2 protein-coding genes are annotated in these 2,612 nt (G+C 57.7%); both read right to left on the bottom strand.

Annotation, left to right across the window (positions count from 1 at the left end; all coding sequences use genetic code 11):
- Positions 1–439: 439 nt before the first annotated feature.
- Positions 440–1,282, bottom strand: a complete 843-nt coding sequence (locus NKI64_RS32050; RefSeq protein WP_023731574.1) for a plasmid partitioning protein RepB C-terminal domain-containing protein — start codon at positions 1,280–1,282, stop codon at positions 440–442.
- On the bottom strand, positions 1,276–2,612 hold a 1,337-nt coding region (locus NKI64_RS32045), incomplete at its 5' end, for a recombinase family protein (protein ID WP_352672078.1). The genes NKI64_RS32045 and NKI64_RS32050, both read right to left, overlap by 7 nt.

Genomic DNA, 2,612 nt, shown 5'->3' with positions numbered 1-2,612 from the left:
CTTGCAGCATCGCAAAGCCGCAGCCTAAAATGCCAACCCAGATGAGCCAGAGCCTCCCCTAAATCAGGCCGCAGTCTGTCTCAAAAACCCTGACGACGGACACTCAAGGACATTCTCAGCCACGACATCGACGGTCAGCTGCAGTTCAACCGCGTTGGACGTGAGGTGAACACGAGCGCCGTCAACAAGTTGCCCAACGACCATCCCGGCCTGGTCGGGCCGATCAACCCGTTATGAGCGACGAACCGAGCCGGCTTGCCGAAGGGATGACAGCGATTCCGCGCGGCCGAGAGCCGATCGAAAATCGCTTTGCGAGCATTCTGGCTGCGGCAAGCTCGGCGGGTTTGGGTTTTCGAGGCCTGGACAGAAGTCACATTGGTTCTGTTGTTTGCATCCCGGCGACGGCGATCGGTTTCTATAGGAGTTGACGTCCGACCATCTAGCGCCCCTGTTCGAGGCATGGCATCGAGAAGCTGTGAAACTCTTCAAAATGCCCCGGAAAGGTCCGGGCGAGATACCGCACCACTCTGGAATTATCCATCAACCGGTCGAAAAAGCGGTTGGCTGCGACAAGCTCCAGGCCCACCTGGCCATGACGTTCCGCGGCGCTGAGAACCGCAAGGCTTACCGCGCCGACATCGAGCACCATCGCGCCGCGCTGGTCTTCCGCCTGTGTGGTGATCGTTGAGAGATTAAAACCCTCGACCAGCAGGGCTTGCGGTGTCAGAGCGACGAGTAGTCTCGCGTAGGTGATCCTGACCCGGTCCATCGCCACCATCAGCCGGGCAATCTCCAATTGCCTGGCTGGCAGCACCTTCTGGAGCAACCCGAAGATTTTTGTTTTTACCGGCGCGTCCCGAAGCAGGTCGAGGACATCAGGGCAAATTCCGTTAACGGCTTTCCGGTTCTCGCCTGTCTCGGAAGCGGGTTTTCCGGGAGAGCAGAACATTTGCGGCTCGCGGGTCGCGCCACGCAACCTATGTGCCAGTAGGCTTGGCATTGTCCTGAAGCCCTCGGACACCAGCGTGGCGCAGAATTGCTTGTCGCGCATCATCAGGTGGAGCGCCGCTACTATCCGGTCTAGGCTCTGTTCAGACTTTGCCGCTTGCGTGACGAAATCGCGCATGCGTTTGCATTCCGTATCGTAGGTCGCCAAAAATTCGTGTGAACGAAGCCTCTTCTTGGACCCTAATGCGCCAGCAACAATATTGCTCGCATGTCTGTCGCCACCGTTTTCCAACGCACGGTAGGCGGCGTCCTTGGCTAAGCGCTTGACTACCAAGCCACGCCTCCGACAGGCTCTCGCTCTGCCAACCTGATAATGGGGTCGAGCGTGGGAAAAATATAGCTGTCCAGCGGTATCCCATTGATGGCATGCAGTTCCGATTTACCCGCGATCTCGTGGGCAGGCGCAATCAAATAGTCCCGAATGGTCAGGTCGCCGGGATTCATACGGATCAGGACGAAAATGTCGGGTAGTGGCCGTTTATCGGCCTTGGAAAACCAGCGTGGATAGCCGAAGCCGGAAACCCTGCATCGGCCCATGGTAATCGCCACCGTGATCTCCTCGTTTATCCGCAGGAGGTCCATCGCCATGTCATGGGCAGCAACCCCGCCCTGCTTATCAATCACGCCCACAAGATCCCGGATAATCTGCAGCCTCATTGATTCCAGGTGCCGGTTCACGCCGATGAAGCGGTAGTTTTTGGATGGCTCGTATCCGATCAGTTCATAGGCTTTGACAATGGTTCCAAAACGCCACTGGTAGCGTTGGGCCGGCGGGCACCCGGGATCCGCGTCGATCACGGCCAACGACAAGGCGCCACGGCGAGCCAGAAGTGCCCTAAGAGCGGCCAGCATCTCGTCGTTGGTCATGTGGCGATAGATGGTCTTGAGCACGATCTGCGCCCGGTCGAACAGTTTGCGGTCGACGATCGGCTCCAGGACGTTTTCCACCCGCACCCACTGTTCCGGGGGATTTCGGACTTGATGGCTTCTCAGCCGGGCCGAATGCTTGTTCCAGACGCTGTTGCCAATGTAGTTTTCGTTGGTCAGCACCGAGTGGACGGATTCCCGCGTCCATGGTCGCCGCAAATCGCTGAGCACGCCGCGCTTGTTGAGCAGTCTTGCCATCTCCAGCTCTGTCTTGCGTGTTCTGACAAAGTGACTGAAGATCCACTTCACTGTCGCAACCTCGTCAGGCGGGCCGAGCACCAGAACTATTCGATCCGTCTGCTGGCTCTTGTATTCGTGGGATGAAAGGATGCCTTTTGAACGACCGTATTGATCGACAAGCAGGCGCCGCAGGCCAAAGGCGGCCTTCCCGCCCTGCCGGAAGCCCAGCCGGATCAACCTAGCCTGGCCGATGAAGACTTTTTGCGAGAGCATTCTGCTCTGCTCGGCAGCCATGCTCCGTTTGATTGCTTTGAGGACGTCTGTACCGATGCTGCCGTCGTTTGCGAATTGCTCGGCGCAAAATTCGATACGGACGCCGGCCATCTGGCATCGGTGTGCGGCGTCAGCAGCAATGAGACAAAATCGGTTTAACTGAGAGAGGAGGATTTCTGGTTCATCGTAGCCATTCAAAGGAGCGAAGATGAGACAGAAATCCG

Origin of the sequence: Mesorhizobium sp. M0478, from assembly GCF_040321305.1 — a bacterium.
In the GTDB taxonomy this organism is placed as follows: domain Bacteria; phylum Pseudomonadota; class Alphaproteobacteria; order Rhizobiales; family Rhizobiaceae; genus Mesorhizobium.
The sequence above is the reverse complement of the archived record's forward strand: the minus strand, read 5'-3'. Positions and strand labels throughout refer to the sequence as shown.